General features: G+C 60.4%; 15 protein-coding genes. 6 read left to right on the top strand and 9 right to left on the bottom strand.

Features of this window, described 5'->3' with window-relative positions; translation table 11 throughout:
• From ACPYOJ_RS23435 to ACPYOJ_RS23450, 4 genes are all read left to right on the top strand, one after another.
• On the top strand, positions 1-953 hold a 953-nt coding region (locus tag ACPYOJ_RS23435), incomplete at its 5' end, for a sugar ABC transporter substrate-binding protein (RefSeq protein ID WP_481418372.1).
• A 79-nt stretch (positions 954-1032) separates the two neighbouring features.
• Positions 1033-2583, top strand: a complete 1551-nt coding sequence (locus ACPYOJ_RS23440) for a sugar ABC transporter ATP-binding protein (protein ID WP_481418373.1) — start codon at positions 1033-1035, stop codon at positions 2581-2583.
• Positions 2580-3560: an ABC transporter permease gene (locus ACPYOJ_RS23445; protein ID WP_481418374.1), complete on the top strand. Its 981-nt coding sequence runs from the start codon at positions 2580-2582 to the stop codon at positions 3558-3560. Before ACPYOJ_RS23440 ends, ACPYOJ_RS23445 begins: the two co-directional genes overlap by 4 nt.
• Complete coding sequence (locus ACPYOJ_RS23450; protein WP_481418375.1) at positions 3557-4543, top strand: ABC transporter permease; 987 nt, start codon at positions 3557-3559, stop codon at positions 4541-4543. The genes ACPYOJ_RS23445 and ACPYOJ_RS23450 overlap by 4 nt, the downstream gene beginning before the upstream one ends.
• A 27-nt stretch (positions 4544-4570) precedes the next feature.
• Here ACPYOJ_RS23450 and panB read toward each other — a convergent pair whose 3' ends face one another.
• The 9 genes from panB to ACPYOJ_RS23495 all read right to left on the bottom strand — a co-directional run bounded on the left by panB (position 4571) and on the right by ACPYOJ_RS23495 (position 13519).
• On the bottom strand, positions 4571-5404 hold the full coding sequence (gene panB / locus ACPYOJ_RS23455; RefSeq protein WP_481418376.1) for a 3-methyl-2-oxobutanoate hydroxymethyltransferase: 834 nt from the start codon (positions 5402-5404) through the stop codon (positions 4571-4573).
• On the bottom strand, positions 5404-6279 hold the full coding sequence (gene panC, locus ACPYOJ_RS23460) for a pantoate--beta-alanine ligase (RefSeq protein ID WP_481418377.1): 876 nt from the start codon (positions 6277-6279) through the stop codon (positions 5404-5406). Before panC ends, panB begins: the two co-directional genes overlap by 1 nt.
• Before the next feature lie 164 nt (positions 6280-6443).
• On the bottom strand, positions 6444-7343 hold the full coding sequence (locus tag ACPYOJ_RS23465; protein ID WP_481418378.1) for a carbohydrate ABC transporter permease: 900 nt from the start codon (positions 7341-7343) through the stop codon (positions 6444-6446).
• Between the two features lie 15 nt (positions 7344-7358).
• Positions 7359-8297 carry a carbohydrate ABC transporter permease gene (locus ACPYOJ_RS23470; RefSeq protein WP_168829764.1) on the bottom strand — a complete coding sequence of 313 codons (939 nt, stop codon included), beginning with the start codon at positions 8295-8297 and terminating at the stop codon, positions 7359-7361.
• A 64-nt stretch (positions 8298-8361) separates the two neighbouring features.
• Positions 8362-9669 (bottom strand): ABC transporter substrate-binding protein, encoded by a 1308-nt coding sequence (locus tag ACPYOJ_RS23475; protein ID WP_481418379.1) that lies wholly within the window; start codon positions 9667-9669, stop codon positions 8362-8364.
• 154 nt (positions 9670-9823) lie between these two features.
• Positions 9824-10891, bottom strand: a complete 1068-nt coding sequence (locus ACPYOJ_RS23480; protein ID WP_481418380.1) for an ABC transporter ATP-binding protein — start codon at positions 10889-10891, stop codon at positions 9824-9826.
• A 100-nt stretch (positions 10892-10991) separates the two neighbouring features.
• A complete protein-coding gene (locus ACPYOJ_RS23485) occupies positions 10992-11768 on the bottom strand; it encodes an SDR family oxidoreductase (RefSeq protein WP_481418381.1) in 777 nt (258 codons plus the stop codon).
• The gene (denD, locus tag ACPYOJ_RS23490; protein ID WP_481418382.1) at positions 11768-12751 is read right to left on the bottom strand and encodes a D-erythronate dehydrogenase; all 984 of its coding nucleotides are present in this window, start codon (positions 12749-12751) and stop codon (positions 11768-11770) included. Before denD ends, ACPYOJ_RS23485 begins: the two co-directional genes overlap by 1 nt.
• A 24-nt stretch (positions 12752-12775) precedes the next feature.
• Positions 12776-13519 (bottom strand): FadR/GntR family transcriptional regulator, encoded by a 744-nt coding sequence (locus ACPYOJ_RS23495; protein ID WP_481418405.1) that lies wholly within the window; start codon positions 13517-13519, stop codon positions 12776-12778.
• Between the two features lie 475 nt (positions 13520-13994).
• On the opposite strand from ACPYOJ_RS23495, the gene groES reads away from it, so the two are divergent.
• Positions 13995-14309 carry a co-chaperone GroES gene (gene groES / locus ACPYOJ_RS23500; RefSeq protein ID WP_481418383.1) on the top strand — a complete coding sequence of 105 codons (315 nt, stop codon included), beginning with the start codon at positions 13995-13997 and terminating at the stop codon, positions 14307-14309.
• A 55-nt stretch (positions 14310-14364) separates the two neighbouring features.
• Positions 14365-15996, top strand: a complete 1632-nt coding sequence (groL, locus tag ACPYOJ_RS23505) for a chaperonin GroEL (protein ID WP_481418384.1) — start codon at positions 14365-14367, stop codon at positions 15994-15996.
• The last annotated feature ends 192 nt before the right edge of the window (positions 15997-16188 follow it).

Here is a 16188-nt window from a genome sequence, read left to right on the forward strand (position 1 = left end):
ATCGTATAGCGCTCGCAAACGGCTACATCGCCAATACCTGGCGCATTCAGATGATCCAGACCGCGAAAGCCTATGCCGCTCAGCCGGATGTCGCAGCCAAACTCAAGGAGTTCAAGGTCGTTTCGACCGGTGAGGACGTGCCCGCGCAGATATCGGCAATCAACAACTTCATCGATTCAGGCTATGACGCCATCGTCGTCAATGCGCAGAACCCGACAGCCTTCGGCCCCGTTATCAAGCGGGCCAAAGAGGCCGGCGTGGTCCTGGTCGCCTTCGATAACATCCTCGACACCCAGGACGCGATCAACGTCAACGTCGACCAGAAGGGTCTCGGCGTATTGTGGGCAGACTGGCTGGCGAAACACCTGCCGGACGGCGGCAAGATTCTCGAGGTGCGCGGTGTTGCCGGGACGTCGGTCGATACCGACCGGCACAACGGCATCCATGAGACCTTCGCCGCGACCGGCAAGAAATGGGATGTCGTGGAAGTGCTCGGCAAATGGGACGATCCGACCGCACAGAAGGCGACCGCCGATGCTATCGCCGTGCATAAGAAATTCGACGGCATCACCGCGCAGGGCGGCGATACCGGCGTCGTGCAGGCGATGATTGATGCGAAGCATCCCTTCGTGCCTTTCGGCGGGGAGACGGAGAATGGCTTCCGCAAATTCTGCGCCAAGTTTGCAGGCGAGGGCCTGAAGTGCTCGTCGGCAGGCACCGGACCCGCCCAGGTCGCGGTCGCCATCAAGACGGCCATTGCTGCGCTTGAAGGAGAGGTCGTGCCGCAATCGGTCAAGCTGCCGCTGGCGATTGTCGAGGACCCGAACTTCAAGGAAGGACAGGATTTCTATCCCGACCAGTCCGACAATTTCTTCGTCGGCAATGCCTTCCCAACTTGCGGGATTAATTTCACCGCTCAGGAAATCATGGGGCAGTCGAAGGAAAACCAATAGGCTGGGGTGCAGCCGGATCGCTTGAAGGGCGTGCCGCGACATCAGCCGCGGCACGCATAAAGACCGCCCCGAGGCAATCATGACGGCATCAGAAATTCCGGCGGCGATCCCGCTCTTGCAGATGAGCGGCGTTTCGAAACGCTACGGCGGCGTTCATGCGCTGGAGAATGCCGAACTTACCGTGGAAGCCGGACGCATCCACGCCATTCTTGGTGAGAACGGCGCCGGCAAATCGACACTCATCAAGATCATAGCGGGCGTGGTCGCACCCGATGAAGGCCGCATGCTGCTGGACGGCCGGCCCGTCAGCTTCAAGTCCCCGGCAGAGGCCTCTGCTGCCGGCGTCACTTGCGTGTTCCAGGAACTCTCGCTCATTCCGGACCTGAGCGTCGCCGATAATATTTGCATCGCCGCACCACCGCGCCGCTTCGGACTGATCGATCGCAAAGCGCAACGCGCCGTCGCCGAGCAAGCTTTGGCCCGGGCGGGCGCCGATGACATTCATCCGCGTGCGCTGGTCAAGGATCTTCCGCTTTCCCGTCGGCAACTGGTCGAGATCGCCAAGGCGCTCGCCTGGAAACCGCGCATACTCATTCTCGATGAGGGAACGTCGGCGCTGACGGCAGCGGATGTGGCCAAGGTCTTTTCCGTCTTGAGGCGGCTGAGGTCGGAGGGTCTCGCACTCCTTTATATTTCCCACCGAATGCAGGAGATCGCCGAGTTGGCGGATCAATGCACGGTCTTGCGGAACGGCCGCAATGTGATGAGTTTCCCGGCCGGTGCGCGCAGTGACAGCGAGATCGTCGAAATGATGATTGGCCGGGAATATTGCAGTGCCTTTCCGCCAAAGCCGAAGCGAGCGGACGACAAATCCACTCCGGCTCTCGAATGCCGCGGGCTTTGCTGGGCAGGCAGCCTGCGCGACATCTCCCTTACCGTCGGAAAGGGCGAGGTCGTGGGCCTTGGCGGGCTGGACGGCCAGGGCCAGCGTGACCTGCTGCTGGCGCTCTTCGGTGTACTGCGCGGCACCACCGGCTCCGTCCTCATCGACGGCAAGGCCGCAGCGCTTGCCAGCCCATCCGCGGCAAGGTCAAAGCACATCGGCATGGCGCTCATTCCGGAGGACCGCAAGACCGAGGGCCTGATGCTGCCGATGACGGTGCGCGAAAATCTATCCTTCGCCGTGCTGGACCGAGTATCCCGGAACGGCGTCATCGAACGGGAAAAGGAAGAGCGGCTGATCGAAGAGATGGTGCAATTGCTGGGCATCAAGACCGCGGGTCTCGACATTCCCGTCGGCGCTCTCTCCGGCGGCAACCAGCAGAAGGTCGTCATCGCCAAGTGGCTGATGCGCACGCCGCGGATCATTCTGCTTAACGATCCCACACGTGGCATCGACGTCGGCACCAAGCAGGAACTCTATCAATTGCTGCGACACCTCGCCGAGGCGGGGGCGGCAATCCTGTTCTACTCGACGGATTACGACGAGCTGATCGGTTGCTGCGATCGCGTACTCGTCTTCTACAACGGCAGCATCGTGCGCGAACTGAAGGACGGCGGCATCACGCAGCATGCGTTGGTCGCCAGCGCTCTCAATGTCAACGGCGAGAGTGTGGGGGGCGCCGCATGAACGACTGGCGTTATCGCTTGAAGGAGCATCGCGGCACGCTCATGGCTGCCGGCATTTTCCTCGTCATGTTCACCATCTATGTCTCCAATCATCCCGCGGGACTGACGGCCAATGTCGTGCAGACCGCCGCCAACAAGGGCGTGCTGCTCGCCTTCGTGGCTATGGCGCAGACGCTGGTCGTGATCACGGCAGGCATCGATCTTTCCGTCGGCATGATCTTCATCCTCACCAATGCGCTGGCATCCTGGATTGTTCTTGGCACACCCCTCGAGACGGCATTCGGCGTGATCGCCGTACTGGCCGCCGGTCTTGTCTGCGGGGCGCTGAACGGCCTGATCGTCATCTACGGACGATTACAGCCGATCGTCGCAACGATTGCGACCGGCGCGATATACTTCGGGATCGCCCTGCTCTTGCGGCCATTTCCGGGCGGGTCGGTCAACGAGGAACTGGCGGATTTGATGACCGGCAAGGTGTTCGGTCTCGTGCCCGCCAGCCTGGTTGTTCTCATTGGCGTCGTTCTCGTCATATGGGTGCCGTTCAGCCGCTCGGTCATCGGGCGGGCCGCCTACGCGTCCGGTTCGTCGGAGATCGCGGCCTATATGTCCGGCCTGCCGATCCGCCGTGCAAAGTTTACAGCCTATGCGCTGGCCGGGCTTCTTGCATCTATCGGGGGGCTGTTCCTTACGTTCTTCACGTTTACCGGAGAGGCCGCACTTGCGAGTGGCAATGCCTACACCCTTTTCTCGATCGCCTCGGTGGTGCTCGGCGGCGTTTCACTGTTCGGCGGCAAGGGCAGCGCGATCGGTGCAATCTTCGGAGCGCTGGCCTTTCGAACCATCGGCGACTTGCTCTTCGTCTTCGATTTCGACCCGTTGTGGCAGCCATTGTTCCAGGGTGTCGTGCTGCTCGTTGCAGTGAGCCTCGGGGCGTTCGGATTGTTCCGCGTGCGCAACCGCCTGGAGTGGTTCGGATGAGCAACGTGACGCGAGAACATCCCGTGAGGCAGCCCCACAAATTCACGCACCGGCTGGATCCGGCCATCGCCACGGCCTTCGGCTGCATCGTCCTGCTGCTCGTCATCGGCAGTTTTTATTCCACCAGCTTTCTGTCTCCGGAGTACCTGCTGCAGCAGCTGAAAGTCGCATCCTTCCTCGGCGTCATCGCCACCGGCATGATGATGGTCATCCTGCTCGGGCAGATCGATCTGTCCGTTCCGTGGTCGGTTGCCGTCGGCGGAATGATGGCTTGCGCCGCAGCCGCCTATGGTCCGGCGGGCGAGATTCTGGCCGTTCCTTTCGGCATTCTTTGCGGCATGGCGATCGGGCTCGTTAATGGGATCGGGGTCGCATACCTGCGCATCCCCTCGATGATCATCACGCTGGCGACCAACGCCGTCGCTCAAGGATTGATGGTCGTCTATACCGGCGGCTTCTCGCCCCAGGATTCCGCGCCTGCCGTCATGCGTTATCTTGCAACCGGCTTTCTTCTGCCCGGCATCCCCAATGCAGTCATCATCTGGGCAGCTGTCGGCGCCGTTACGGTCTTCGTCCTTACCCGCACGACATTTGGCCGCTCCGTCTACGGCATCGGCAACCAGGAGCGCGCGGCCTATCTCTCCGGCATCAACACCCGGCGGATCGTCCTGATCGCCTTCATCGCTTCGGGTGCGCTCAGCGCCTTCGGTGGCGTGCTGCTCGCCGGCTATGCGTCGAAGGCCGCGCAGTCGATGGGCGACGCCTACCTCCTGCCCTCGATCGCCGCGGTCGTGCTAGGTGGTACCTCCATCCTTGGCGGCAAAGGCTCCTATCTCGGCACGGTTGCAGGTGTGATCCTGATTACACTACTGCTATCGATCCTTTCGGTCATGCAGATGCCCGAGGCGGGGCGGCAGATCATCTACGGCGTCATCATCATCGCCATGCTGCTGCTCTACGGCCGCAGCCCTGCTAACCGGTAAGTGATCGGGCCCTGCGGAGCGTTCAGGTCAAGCGGGTGGTGGGACGCGGATGTCGACCGTATGTTCCCGTCCCGGGAAGCGGCGGCTTCGAACATCGCCGGCGTAAGCTTCAACAGCATCCTCGATCGTCTGTGCAAGCCCGGCGTACCGCTTGACGAATTTGGGCGTGAAATCCGTGAACAGACCCAGCATATCGTCTGCAACCAGTATCTGGCCGTCGCAAGCCGCCGAGGCACCGATACCGATCGTCGGGACGTGGATCGAGGCGGTCACTTCACGCGCCAGCGGCTCGACCATTCCCTCGATGACAACGGCAAAGGCGCCCGACCCGCCGACGGCGCGGGCATCGCGCCTGATCTTCGCGGTCTCGCTTTCGGAGTGACCGAGCGAGCGGTAACTGCCCGCGGTGTTCACCTGTTGCGGCATCAGTCCGATATGTCCGCAGACCGGCACGCCGCGCGCAGTCAGGAAAGCGATGGTCTCGACCATTTCCTCGCCGCCTTCCAGCTTGACCCCGTCGCAGCCGGTTTCCTGCATGATCCGCACCGCACTTCGAAAGGCTTGTTCCTTCGATTCCTGGTAGCTGCCGAAGGGCAGATCGACGATCACGCAGGCGCGGGTGACGCCGCGCATGACCGCCTGGCCGTGGGCGATCATCATGTCGAGGGTGACGGGAATCGTATTTGGCAGACCGTAGAGCACCATGCCGACGGAATCGCCGACCAGCAGCAGATCGCAGTGAGCGTCGAGCGCTCGCGCCATGGGCGTCGTGTAGGCCGTTAGGCAGACGATCGGCACGGAGCCTTTCATCGACTGAATTCGAACCGGAGTGAGCCGCTTTTGACTAAGGACCTTGCTCATTAGGCTGCCCTCGATGCGGTCTTGAATTGACGGCCGATGATCCTGTTATCAAGAAGCTTGGTGGCGCCAATGCGCACGAAGAGGGCGACAAGCGCTGGCCGGTCGCGCAAGGTCGCTAGCGGCTCCAGCGTCTCCGGATCGCGAACGGCGACGACTTCGGCGGTAGCAAGGGGTTCGCGTGCAATGAACTCCCTCAACGCGGCTTCGAGTGCACGCGGATCGTCCATGCCATTGTTGTAAAGGCGTTCGGCCTCGTCGAGCGCACGGGGAACGATCACCGCCGCGGTGCGCTCGTCGGCCTTCAGGTAGCTGTTTCGCGATGAGAACGCCAGTCCGTCCGCTTCGCGCACCGTCTCGACGGCCACAATGCGGACTGGCTGGGCAAGATCCTCGACCATCCGCTTGATGATCACGACCTGCTGGTAGTCCTTCTCGCCGAAATAGGCGGCATGCGGCTGAACGATGTTGAAAAGCTTGGTCACCACAGTCGCCACGCCGGCAAAATGTCCGGGCCGCACGGCGCCTTCCAGTTCGCTGCCGAGCGCCGGCACGTCGACCACGGTCTGCATCGGCCGCGGATACATCTCCTCGACATCAGGAGCAAAAAGAAGATCGACGCCGGCAGCCGACAGCATGGCGCTATCCCTCTCGAGGTCCCGGGGATAACGCGAGAGATCCTCGTTCTGGCCGAATTGCAGCGGGTTGACGAAGATGGAGGCGATAACGGCATCGTTCTCGCTCCGTGCGCGTGCGACCAGCTCCATATGGCCGGCATGAAGAAATCCCATCGTCGGCACGAAGCCGAGCGTCCGGCCTTCATTCTTGATCGCCGCGATATGCTCCCGCAGCTCGGCAATCCCTGTCACGACACGCATCTTTCAACCTCCCGGAAAGCGGTGGCGGATAGAAGTTGATTTCACGCGAAGCGTCAATTACCGGCTCAGGATAATATCGATTAGCAAGAGCTGAAACTGTTTTCAGCTTACCATGAGTAACGCGGCGCCGCCTCCCTGCATCCGAACGCCCTTTATCAGCTTCATCATTCCTTCACGGCGCCGGTCATCGACGAGACGTAGTAGTCGACGAAGAAAGAATAGAGGATCACTACAGGCAGCGAACCGAACAACGCGCCGGCCATCAGCGAACCCCATTCGAACACGTCGCCGCGCACCAGTTCCGTCAAAACACCGACAGGAATTGTCTTGTTTTCCGACGACTGGATGAAGGTGAGGGCGTAGATGAACTCGTTCCACGAGAGCGTGAAGGCGAAAATGCCGGCCGATATCAAGCCGGGGACAGCAAGCGGGAGGATGATCTTCACCAGGATCTGCCAGCGGTTTGCGCCATCGACCAGGGCACTTTCCTCGAGCTCGAACGGAATCGAACGGAAATAGCCCATCAGCAGCCAGGTGCAGAAGGGAATGAGGAAGGTCGGATAGGTGAAGATCAGCGCCAGCCTGGAATCATAGATTCCCAGCTTGAACACGATGAAGGCCAGGGGAATGAAGAGGATCGAAGGCGGCACGAGATAAGCGAGAAAGATCAGGAGCCCCACCGGGCGCGAGCCGGTAAAGCGCACACGTTCGATCGCATAGGCCCCCAAGACGGATGCCACGAGCGACAGCGCCGTCGAGCCGACCGCAACCACCATCGTATTCCACAGCCAGCCCGGATAAGACGTTTCGAAGAACAGATATTTGATATGATCGAGCGTCGGGCCGACGACCCAGAAGGGGCTGTAGTTGCTGTAGTCGGTCAGCTGCGCGTTCGGCTTAACCGCAGTGATCGCCATCCAATAGAACGGAAAGAGCAGCACGAAGACGAAGACCGCCATCGGCAGATAGAGCATGACGATGCGCCGAGGCAGGCGATTGAGATAACCCATGCCCTCGACATTGTCGGTCAGAACCCGGTCGGTGGCGTTGACGTTGGCGTTCATGATTTTCTCCCGAGCTTAATCCTGGCCGCCCTGCTGCCATTTGCGGCGCTGCAGACCGAAGAAGCTGAACATGATTGCGGCAAGCAGGAAGGGGATCATTGCCACCGCAATGGCGGCCCCCTCGCCCAGTTGGCCGCCTGGAATACCGCGCTGGAAGGACAGCGTCGCCATCAGATGCGTCGCATTGACCGGCCCGCCCTTGGTCAGCACGTAGATGAGCTGGAAATCGGTAAACGTGAAAAGCACGGAGAATGTCATCACGACCGCGATGATCGGCGTCAGCATCGGCAGCGTCACATACCGAAATCGCTGCCAGCTCGTTGCGCCGTCCAGAGATGCCGCTTCCTGAAGCGAGGCGGGGATGGTCTGCAGCCCTGCGAGCAGGGAGATCGCGACGAACGGAATGCCGCGCCAGACGTTGGCGACGATGACCGAGATCCGCGCATTGGTGGGATCGCCGAGAAAATTGATCGGTGCATCGATCAGGCCCATCTGCATCAGCGACCAGGAAATGATCGAGAATTGGGCATCGTAGATCCACCAGAAAGCCAGCGCCGAAAGAACCGTTGGAACTACCCACGGCAGAAGCACGATCGCACGGAAGAACGACTTGAATGGCAGATGCTGGTTGAGGAGCAGAGCCAGCCACAGGCCGAGCACGAATTTCATGACGGAGGCGACAAACGTGTAAAGCAGGGTGTTGAATACCGACAGCCAGAAGACGGAGTCGCTGGCAAGGTACTGATAGTTTTCCAGCCCGATGAAGATACCGTCGCGCCCGATCCTGGTGTCGGTGAAACCAAGCCAGACCCCGAGCCCCAGCGGGTAGGTGAGAAAACAAACCAGAAAGATGGCCGCCGGCAGCATGAAGAGGAAGCCGAGCAGATTGTTGTTCTGCATGAGTGATGCGATCGGGCTGCGCGTCGCCGTATCCCCGGATGTCACGGTCGCCATGGTGTATCTCCTGATGGACAATCGCAGCATGCCGTCGCCGGCATGCTGCAGACTTCAAGCGGGATCAAACCCGGTAGTAGCGATTTGCCCGGCGCTCTGCTTCCTTCATGGCGTCTTCCGGCGTCATCTGGCCGGTGACGGCGACGGCGAACATGTCGACCAGCACGTAATCGGCCATCACGCCTGCCGAGGCATAACCCAGCGGGCCGGCATAGCCGTTCGGCCGGAGCGTTTCGGAAGCGCGGGCATACGGCGCATGAACCGGATCGGCGGTCCAGACCGGATTGTTTGCGAAAGCCTTGAGCGGCTGGCAGCAATAGGCGCTGGAACCCTCGATCCAGGCGTTCATCTGGTCGCCTTCCATCATGAACTTGATGTAGGCCTTGGCCGCTTCCGGATACTTGGTATGGCTGAAGAGCAGCAGTGAGCTCGTCTGGTGCAGCTCGACACTCTTGCCGACCGGGCCGATCGGGAAGTTGGTCGTTCTGATATCGGCGGCGATCTCCGCGAGCTTCGGATCCTTCTTCGCGGCATAATAGACCGACACGCCGTTGGCGATCAGCGAAACCTGCCCGGCAAGGAATGCACGGTTGTTGTTGATGTCCTGCCAGCTTTCCGTGCCCGGAATGAACGTCGCATAGAGCTCCTTCGCGTAGTTGATAGCTGCCAGCGTCTCAGGGCTGTTGATCGTCACCTTGCCGCTTTCGTCCACCATCTTGCCGCCATGGCTCCAAAGCAGCCAATGGGCATAGTTGTTGCCGTCGCCGACGGCCTTGCCGTGCGGGAATCCGGCCGGTGTGCCCTTTGCCTTCATCGCCTTGCAAAGCTCGAGGAAGCCTGCGGTGTCCTTCGGGAATTCGCTGAAGCCCGCGGCCTTCATATGGCTGTCGCGGTAGACGACGGCGTTGCCGATCGCCGTCAGCGGCATGGCAATGAACTTGTCATCGTGGGTTGCGTAACCGCGCAAGCCGTCATACCAGCCGCCGTATTTGTTGCCGAGGTAGTTGGCAAGCTCGGTCAGGTCGACCAGTTTGTCAGGATATTGGTGGGCGTCGTCGAACCAGCACATCACCATATCAGGACCGGAGCCGACATTGGCGGCGACAGCGGCCTTCGGACGGATGTCTTCCCAGCTCTCCTTGTCGATGCGAACCTCGACACCGGTCGCCTCGGTAAACTTCTTCGTGTTTGCAAGCCAGGCATCCTCGTCTCCCTTGACGAAGGGCGTCCAGCGCAGAAGCCTGAGGCTCGCGCCCGCTTCCGGCTTGTAGCTCGGTTCAGCCTGGGCGAAAGACGGGCGTAGGCCGAACGGCGAGAGGCCCGCCATACCGGCGGCGGCTGCCGAAGCTGCAAGAAAGTCACGTCTCTTCATGTTACTCCTCCTTTGAAGAGCGGGAGCAAGGTCTCCGGCATCCACCGTCCCGCTTGGTGAATGGCGGCTGTCTCATCCGGATCAGCCGGATGCATCCGCATTGACCGGTGGGCGGGAGGTCTCCTCTTCCTCCCGCCCAACAGCCGATACGGTATCAAGCACTCAGTCTCTGGCCGCTTTCGGCGTCAAAGAGATGGACGTGTGACGCGTCGATCGAGACCCGTAGAGTGTCGCCGGACCGCGCATTGACACGTTCGCGGAAGATGCAGGTGACATCGCTTCCCGCGAGCTTGCCGATCAGCTGCGTCTCATAGCCCATCGGTTCGATCACGGCGATTTCCACAGGCAGGCCATTGGCGTCGAGCGCGATATATTCCGGACGCAGGCCATAGATGAGGTCTCGCCCTTTTGCGCCGGCTGGCGGATTTGCGACCGGCAGAACGGTCCCGTCCGAAGCGATGAACTGATTGCCGTTCTCAGGATTGAGGCGACCCTTGATCATGTTCATCGCGGGCGAGCCGATGAAGCCGGCAACGAAAAGATTGGCCGGCCGGTCATAGAGATCGAGCGGCGCTCCGACCTGTTCGACCACGCCGTCATGCATGACGACGATCTTGTCGGCCATCGTCATCGCCTCGATCTGATCGTGGGTGACATAGACCGTCGTGGTGCCGAGGCGTTGATGAAGCTCCTTGATCTCCGAGCGCATGGCAACGCGGAGCTTGGCGTCGAGGTTGGAGAGCGGCTCGTCGAAAAGGAAGACCTGCGGATCGCGTACGATCGCCCGGCCCATCGCAACGCGCTGCCGCTGGCCGCCGGAAAGCTGGCGCGGATAGCGTTCCAGAAGTTTGGTGAGGCCGAGAATCTCGGAGGCTTTCTTGACGCGCTGGTCCATGTCCGCCTTCGCCGAGCCCTTGAGCTTCAGCGAGAAGGCCATGTTCTGCGCCACCGTCATGTGCGGGTAGAGCGCGTAATTCTGAAATACCATCGCGATATCGCGCTCGCCGGGTGCCAGCCTGTTGACGACGCGGCTGCCGATGCGGATTTCACCTGCGGAGATATTCTCAAGCCCGGCGAGCATTCGGAGAAGGGTCGACTTGCCGCATCCGGACGGTCCGACAAGGATCACGAACTCCCCATCGGCAACCTCGATGTTCACACCCTTGATGACCGGGACCGCCCCGAATGATTTCTTGACATCGATGAATTCGACACCTGCCATAAAAGCTCCTCCCAGAACCTGTTTTGCCTGCAACTGCCGATAATCCTCTCCTCCAGGATATTCGGCGGCAATGCGCAAGCCAATTCGACTTCGGTATGACCTATCCCCTGCCCACAAGCGGCATCTTCGTCGCCATCACGGTCATGGAAAGGACGTTGGCCTCCAACGGCAGACTTGCCATGTAGACGACCGCGCGGGCGACATGCTCAGCGGGAATGGTCGGCTCGCTGGCGATCTCTCCATTCGCTTGCAGCACACCGGAGCTCATCTTCGACGTCATGTCTGTCGCCGCATTGCCGATATCGATCTGACCGCAGGCGATATCGTAGGGCCGCCCGTCAAGCGCGGTCGATTTCGTAAGCCCCGTGATCGCGTGCTTGGTCGCGGTGTAAGGGGCGGAATTCGGGCGTGGGGTGGTTGCCGAGATCGAACCGTTGTTGATGATGCGGCCGCCGCGCGGCTCCTGCGACTTCATCAGCTTGAAGGCTTGCTGCGTGCAAAGAAAGGCCCCGGTGAGATTGGCCGCAACCACGCCGTTCCACTGGTCGAAAGTGATGTCTTCCAGCGGAATCGCCGGAACGTTGGTGCCGGCATTATTGACGAGGAGATCAAGCCGGCCGAACTCGACTTTGATCCTGCTGAAAAGACCGGCCACCTGCTCGGCGACGCCGATGTCGCACGCGATCGCGCGAACTGTCCCGCCGGTCGCCGCACCAAGGTCGAAAACGGCTTTCTCCAACACGTCGTTCCGGCGGCCGGTGATGACGACGACAAAACCTTCGGCGCTCAATGCCTTGGCGATGTTGTAACCGATGCCGGTGCCACCGCCGGTGACGAGCGCGATCTGGCCTTTTTGCCCGATTGAGGATTCCGCCATTAGATCTTGCCCCCAAGTTCATCATCGATATGGATCTTGATGATCTCGTCGAAATTGGTTTCTGCCTTGAAGCCGAGCGCGGTCGCGCGCTGCGCATCGAAATCTGTCGCCCAGCCGGAAACGATCGAACGAATAACGGGATCAGGCTCGCGGCGGATGAGCTTGACTGCCTTTTCGCCGGCAACGCGGCGCAATGCCTCGATCTCCTCGCCGACAAGTGCCGACAGGCCGGGCATGCTCAGATTGCGGCGCGGCCCGATCCTGGCGGTATCGATGCGCGCGGCATGGATGAAGAAGCCGACGGCCGACCGCGGGCTTGCAAACCAGTGGCGGACATTCTCGTCGACCGGAAGCACGGCTTCCTGACCGACGAGCGGTTCGCGGAGAATGTTCGAGAAAAAGCCGGACGCCGCCTTGTTGGGTTTGCCGGGGCGAATGCAGACGGTGGGTAGGCGAATGCCGATGCCGTCGAAGATGCCACGCCTTGAATAATCGGCGAGCAGGAGCTCGCAGATCGCCTTCTGGGTGCCGTAGCTCGTCAGCGGCGTCGTGAAGAAATCGTCGCCGATCTTTTCCGGGAAGGGCTGTCCGAAAACGGCGATGGATGAGGCAAAGATGAGACGGGGATTATAGGGCTCCTTCTGTCCCTCATGCCGGATGGCTTCGAAGAGCGAGCGCGTGCCATCGAGATTGATGCGGTAGCCCTTGTCGAAATCGGCTTCGGCCTCACCGGACACGATGGCGGCGAGATGAAAGATCAGATCCGGCCGCATACCGGCAAGCCTGACCGCGTTTTCAGCATCCGAGAGATCAAGCGCCAACGCGTTGGCAACGGAGACGAGTGCGTGAGGCACCGGCGGAGCAATGACGTCGACGAGTGTCAGCTTGTCGATGCCGCGGCCGAGCACGTCCGCGTCTGAGCCGAGCTTTTCCACCAATTTGCGGCCGATCATCCCTGCCGCGCCAATAACCATCACATGCATGTTGGCTAACTCCTCCCCGTCCGCTCAAGCCGGCTCGCCGGCGGCAAGCAGAACGCTGGTTGTTTCATAAATACGTGTCAGATGATGCTGGAACGCGGCGACCACGGCATCCCTGTCATGCCGAGCCAAGGCATCCACGATCGCGACGTGGTCGTTGTAACTCGCTTCGATGGCTCCCGGCTGCGACATGGCGTTGCGCCGGTAATTCATCATGTAGGTGTAAAGATCGCTTACGAAGTCGGCGAGTAGTGGGTTGCCGCAGGAGCGATAGATCGCAAGGTGGAATTCGCGATCACAGATCAGAAAGCGCATCGCATCGTCTCCTCCCAGACGCTGCGCTTCCAGCAGGCTCTCGAGCTTTTTCAGTGTTTCGCCGTCGATCCTTTCGGCAGCGTCGCCGACAACCTTGAGCTCGATGTGCAGCCGCGCGGCATGAACCGACTCCAGGTCGTAGCTGTCGATGGCGCTCGGCGATGCAATCGTTACTGTGATGTGGCTGAGATCGACTTTGCCGACACGGCTACGGCTTCCATGCGACACTTCGATTATGCGTTGGGCGGCAAGCATCTGGATTGCGCCGCGCACCGTCTCCCGGCTGACGTGAAGAACATTGGCAAGCTCGCGCTCACCCGGCAACTCATCGCCGGGCCGCAGCATGTTTGTCGCGATCAGCACCATCAGCTTTTCAGCGATGACGTCGCGCGCCGTCTGCCGGGTCAGGCTTCGCCCGACATTCGGCACCTGCGTCAAGATCGGGCTCTCCTCCACGATCCCCCTCCCACTGATCCACTGGTCGGTCCACCAGATCAGTTGCACTAGACAGCCTCCGCATCGGACCCGTCAAGAGGCATTCGTTGCCGCATTGCAGCATGGGTGCTCAGCCGGCCGGTTCTTTTCGATAGGCAAATTTCCGCCGGCGACGTGGTCGAACGACAACACGGCGAGCGCGCTCGCCCCTATCCTGATGGATTGGTTCGGACTAGCTGCATGCGTCATCGGAACAAGCACGATGCTGCGCGCAGAACCGCTTGAGTATCTGCATGTGACAAACGCAAGTGTCCGGGGTCCGCTCCCGCTTAGCACTCTCGCAGTGAGAGTGCTAACTTTTTGCTATGCCCTCTTGAAATTGGAGAAAACGGGAGCAGTTTTTTTCCGAGACCCGAGGATGCTTGCCACCCCGGACTGGTCAGGCGGTTCCGGGGAATGGAACATCGATCATCATCGTTTACCCGTGGAGGAGAACATGACGTTCCGACCGCTACATGACCGCATTCTCGTTCGCCGCGTCGAATCTGAAGACAAGACCAAAGGCGGCATCATCATTCCGGACACAGCGAAAGAAAAGCCGCAGGAAGGCGAAGTGATCGCCGTTGGCCCCGGCGCACGCACAGAAGCCGGCCAGTTGCAGCCACTCGATGTCAAGGCCGGCGACCGCATCCTGTTCGGCAAGTGGTCCGGCACCGAGATCAAGATCGACGGAGAAGATCTTCTGATCATGAAGGAGAGCGATGTAATGGGGATCATCGAAGGGGAGGCTGTCGATACCAAGGCCGCCTAACGGCTCTCAGGCTGACGTGGTTTCATAGCAGGCTGCTTTATGGAGGAACAAAGACATGGCTGCTAAAGAAGTTAAATTCCATACCGAGGCGCGTGAACGCATGCTTCGCGGCGTCGACATACTTGCTAATGCCGTAAAGGTCACGCTCGGTCCGAAGGGCCGCAACGTCGTTATCGACAAGTCCTTCGGCGCTCCGCGCATCACCAAGGACGGCGTGTCGGTCGCCAAGGAAATCGAACTCGAAGACAAGTTCGAAAACATGGGCGCCCAGATGCTGCGAGAAGTGGCTTCCAGGACCAGCGATGTGGCAGGCGACGGCACCACGACTGCGACCGTTCTCGCCCAGGCAATCGTCAGAGAAGGTGCCAAGGCTGTTACGTCCGGCATGAACCCGATGGATCTGAAACGCGGTATCGACCTCGCTGTTGCCGAAGTCGTCAAGGAACTGAAGAACAAGGCGCGGAGTATCTCCAACAACGCCGAAATCGCCCAAGTCGGCTCCATCTCGGCCAATGGCGATGACGAAATCGGCCGCTTCCTTGCCGAAGCAATGCAGAAGGTCGGCAACGAAGGCGTTATCACCGTCGAAGAAGCCAAGACTGCTGAAACCGAACTCGAAGTCGTCGAAGGCATGCAGTTCGACCGCGGCTACCTGTCGCCGTACTTCGTCACCAATCAGGAAAAGATGCGGGTCGAGCTTGAGGATCCCTACATCCTGATCCACGAAAAGAAGCTCTCCAACCTGCAGACCATGCTCCCGGTTCTCGAAGCCGTCGTGCAATCCGGCAAGCCGCTCCTCATCATCGCTGAAGACGTCGAAGGCGAAGCTCTTGCTACGCTCGTCGTCAACAAGCTGCGGGGTGGCCTGAAGATTGCTGCCGTCAAGGCTCCGGGCTTCGGCGACCGCCGAAAGGCCATGCTCGAAGACATCGCGATCCTGACTGCCGGTACGATGATTTCCGAAGATCTCGGCATCAAGCTCGAAAACGTCACCCTCGACATGCTCGGCCGTGCCAAGAAAATCGTGGTGGAGAAGGAAAACACCACTATCATCGACGGTGCTGGCCAGAAGACTGACATCGAAGGCCGCGTTGCCCAGATCAAGGCCCAGATCGAGGAAACGACCTCCGACTACGACCGCGAGAAGCTGCAGGAGCGTCTTGCCAAGCTCGCTGGCGGCGTTGCCGTCATCCGCGTCGGCGGGTCGACGGAAATCGAAGTGAAGGAAAAGAAAGACCGTGTCGACGATGCGCTGCATGCGACCCGGGCCGCGGTCGAGGAAGGAATTCTACCTGGCGGCGGCGTCGCATTGCTCAGGGCCGTCAAAGCTCTCGAAAACCTCCAGGCGGCCAATACGGACCAGCGGGTCGGTGTCGATATCGTCCGCCGCGCGATTGAAGCCCCGGCGCGCCAGATCGCTGAGAATGCCGGCGCCGAAGGTTCGATCGTCGTAGGCAAGTTGCGCGAGAGCAATGACTTCTCGTTTGGCTGGAATGCGCAGACGGGCGAGTATGGCGACCTCTATGCGATGGGCGTGATCGACCCTGCAAAGGTCGTGCGCACTGCGCTTCAGGATGCCGCCTCCGTTGCAGGCCTTCTGGTGACGACCGAAGCCATGGTGGCGGAGAAACCCAGGAAAGAATCGGCCGTTCCCGCCATGCCTCCCGGAGCCGGGATGGACTTCTAGCCTGGCTTTCGGCCCGCCTGATCATGCGGGCCGAAAGCCTTTGGTGGCCAAATGGTTTAGACGATCATCAAGCGCGCCCATCCGCAAATTGCTATCCTTGCGTGCATACCGATATATCCGCTTGGTTCCCATGATTAATTAACTTTCGCCCAGCCTTACGTCCTAACCACAATTGATTATTTCGGTTGGCTA

This window comes from Rhizobium sp. SVR5-9E, from assembly GCF_056755095.1.

Bases quoted from the DNA above. Each gene is read 5' to 3' on its own strand.
- ACPYOJ_RS23440 (WP_481418373.1), top strand. From the start codon at position 1,033: ATGACGGCATCAGAAATTCCGGCGGCGATCCCGCTCTTGCAGATGAGC.
- ACPYOJ_RS23445 (WP_481418374.1), top strand. From the start codon at position 2,580: ATGAACGACTGGCGTTATCGCTTGAAGGAGCATCGCGGCACGCTCATG.
- ACPYOJ_RS23450 (WP_481418375.1), top strand. From the start codon at position 3,557: ATGAGCAACGTGACGCGAGAACATCCCGTGAGGCAGCCCCACAAATTC.
- panB (WP_481418376.1), bottom strand. From the start codon at position 5,404: ATGAGCAAGGTCCTTAGTCAAAAGCGGCTCACTCCGGTTCGAATTCAG.
- panC (WP_481418377.1), bottom strand. From the start codon at position 6,279: ATGCGTGTCGTGACAGGGATTGCCGAGCTGCGGGAGCATATCGCGGCG.
- ACPYOJ_RS23465 (WP_481418378.1), bottom strand. From the start codon at position 7,343: ATGAACGCCAACGTCAACGCCACCGACCGGGTTCTGACCGACAATGTC.
- ACPYOJ_RS23470 (WP_168829764.1), bottom strand. From the start codon at position 8,297: ATGGCGACCGTGACATCCGGGGATACGGCGACGCGCAGCCCGATCGCA.
- ACPYOJ_RS23475 (WP_481418379.1), bottom strand. From the start codon at position 9,669: ATGAAGAGACGTGACTTTCTTGCAGCTTCGGCAGCCGCCGCCGGTATG.
- ACPYOJ_RS23480 (WP_481418380.1), bottom strand. From the start codon at position 10,891: ATGGCAGGTGTCGAATTCATCGATGTCAAGAAATCATTCGGGGCGGTC.
- ACPYOJ_RS23485 (WP_481418381.1), bottom strand. From the start codon at position 11,768: ATGGCGGAATCCTCAATCGGGCAAAAAGGCCAGATCGCGCTCGTCACC.
- denD (WP_481418382.1), bottom strand. From the start codon at position 12,751: ATGCATGTGATGGTTATTGGCGCGGCAGGGATGATCGGCCGCAAATTG.
- groES (WP_481418383.1), top strand. From the start codon at position 13,995: ATGACGTTCCGACCGCTACATGACCGCATTCTCGTTCGCCGCGTCGAA.
- groL (WP_481418384.1), top strand. From the start codon at position 14,365: ATGGCTGCTAAAGAAGTTAAATTCCATACCGAGGCGCGTGAACGCATG.